Annotated in this window: 2 protein-coding genes; one reads left to right on the top strand and one right to left on the bottom strand. The window is 71.1% G+C overall.

Going from position 1 to position 2,328, the window contains the following annotated elements:
* The first annotated feature begins 1 nt into the window (after position 1).
* Positions 2-1,576: a cellulase family glycosylhydrolase gene (locus tag AOK18_RS22290; protein WP_079105130.1), complete on the top strand. Its 1,575-nt coding sequence runs from the start codon at positions 2-4 to the stop codon at positions 1,574-1,576.
* Between the two features lie 103 nt (positions 1,577-1,679).
* Here AOK18_RS22290 and AOK18_RS22285 read toward each other — a convergent pair whose 3' ends face one another.
* Positions 1,680-2,321 carry a class F sortase gene (locus tag AOK18_RS22285; RefSeq protein WP_055571331.1) on the bottom strand — a complete coding sequence of 214 codons (642 nt, stop codon included), beginning with the start codon at positions 2,319-2,321 and terminating at the stop codon, positions 1,680-1,682.
* Between the last annotated feature and the right edge of the window lie 7 nt (positions 2,322-2,328).

Below are 2,328 nucleotides of genomic sequence, written 5' to 3'. Positions count from 1 at the left end.
CCTGCTCCCCCTGCTCTCCCTCGGCACCCCGGCGCACGCGGCACCCACCGGTTTCCGCGTCGAGGACGGCCGGCTGCTGGAGGCCTCCGGGAACGACTTCGTGATGCGCGGGGTCAACCACGCCCACACCTGGTACGCGGACCGGATCGGCTCCCTCGCCCACATCAAGGCCAAGGGTGCCAACACCGTGCGTGTCGTCCTCTCCAGCGGCGACCGGTGGACCGCCAACGACGCCGCCGACGTGGCGAACGTCGTCGCGCAGTGCAGGCAGAACCGGCTGATCTGTGTCCTGGAGGTGCACGACACCACCGGTTACGGCGAGCAGAGCGGAGCGGTCACCCTCTCCCGCGCCGCCGACTACTGGATCGGCGTCCGGAGCGCGCTGACCGGGCAGGAGGACCACGTCATCGTCAACATCGGCAACGAGCCCCACGGCAACACCGGCTACGCGAACTGGACGGCCGACACCAAGGCCGCGATCCGGAAGCTGCGCGACGCCGGGTTCGACCACACGCTGATGGTCGACGCCCCCAACTGGGGTCAGGACTGGGCGTTCACCATGCGTGACAACGCCGCCTCGGTGTTCGCCGCCGACCCGGACGCCAACACCGTGTTCTCCATCCACATGTACGGCGTCTTCGACACCGCCGCCGAGGTCGGCGACTACCTGAACCGCTTCGTCTCCGCGCGGCTCCCGATCGTGGTCGGCGAGTTCGGGCACGACCACTCGGACGGGAACCCCGACGAGGACGCCATCCTGGCCGTCACCCGGCAGCTCGGCCTCGGCTACCTCGGCTGGTCCTGGAGCGGCAACGGCGGTGGGGTCGAGTACCTGGACATGGTCACGGACTTCGACCCGGACCGGTTGACCGGCTGGGGCCGGCGCCTCTTCGACGGCGTCAACGGCATCGCCGCGACCTCCGAGGAGGCCGAGATCTACTCGTCCGGTCCGGGCGGCGACACCACGGCCCCGACCGCCCCCGGCACACCGGCCGCCTCCTCGGTGACCTCGTCGTCGGCCACGCTCTCCTGGACCGCGGCCACCGACGGGACGGGAGTGACGGGCTACGACGTCGTCCGGATCAGCGGCGGCGAGGAGACGGTCGCCACCACGACCGCGAGCACCTCCGCCGTCCTCACCGGCCTCTCCCCCGAGACCTCCTACACGTTCGCCGTGTACGCCCGGGACGCGGCCGGCAACCGTTCGCCGCGCTCCGGCACAGTGACGGTCACCACGTCCTCCGGTGGGAGCCAGGGCTCCTGCGCGGTCGCCTACCGGGTGACGAACCAGTGGCCCGGCGGCTTCCAGGGCGAGGTCGTCATCCGCAACACCGGCGGTCCGGGGGTCCACGGCTGGACCCTGAACTGGGCCTTCCCCGGAGCCCAGCGCATCACCAACATGTGGGGCGGCACCCCGGTTCAGACCGGTCCCGAGGTCAGTGTCGCCTCGGCCCCCTACACCGCGTCGATCCCTGCGGCCGGCTCCGTCACCCTCGGCTTCACCGCCACCACGACGGACGGCAACCCGAGTCCGTCGGCGTTCACCCTCAACGGGACCGCCTGCTCCGCGGCCTGACGAACGCACCGCCCGGAAGGGTGTCCTCTCCCCTTCCGGGCGGTGCCCCGGATGACCCGTCCGGGTGGCGCCCCGTCCGGACGGTCCGATCGTTCCGTACGGGTCAGACCAGATGGGCGAAGACCACCAGGTTCTCGGTGTAGTCCTTGGCCTTGCGGTCGTAGTCCCCGGCGCAGGTGATCAGCCGGACCTGCGCGTCGTCCGTGTCCGCGTAGACACGCTTGTCGGGGAAGTCGTCCTTGTCGAACGACTCCGCGTGGTCGACCACGAACTCCGCCTTGCGCCCGTCGGCCCGCTTCACCTCGAAGCGGTCGCCCTTCTCCAGTTCGGAGAGCCGGGCGAACACCGCGGCCGAGGTCTTCGTGTCCACGTGCCCGGCGATGATCGACGTTCCGCGCTCCCCCGGAGACACGCCGTCGGCGAACCAGCCGACCAGATTGGTGTCGTCCGGAGGCGGTGCCTCGAGTTCACCCGAAGCGGCGATCGCGAGATCGGTGAAGGGCGCGTCGACGTCGATGTCGGGGATGCGCAACCGGGTCGGGGCGGCCCGCGGCAGATACTTGCCGGTCGGCCGGGCCTCAGGGGAAGCACCGGCCGTGGGACTGGAGGCGGTGACTGTGGTGGTGGCGGCGGACGACGCGGAGGGAGCGTGCGGGCCGAGGCCGGTGGCCGGGGGATCTTCCCTGCCGCCGAGCAGGCTCACCGCCAGCACCAGGACGACCGTGCCCCAGAAGATCGCCGTCATGACGGCG

Origin of the sequence: Streptomyces prasinopilosus, from assembly GCF_001419695.1 — a bacterium.
Classification (GTDB): domain Bacteria; phylum Actinomycetota; class Actinomycetes; order Streptomycetales; family Streptomycetaceae; genus Streptomyces; species Streptomyces prasinopilosus.
This window is presented reverse-complemented; position numbering and strand designations above follow the sequence as displayed.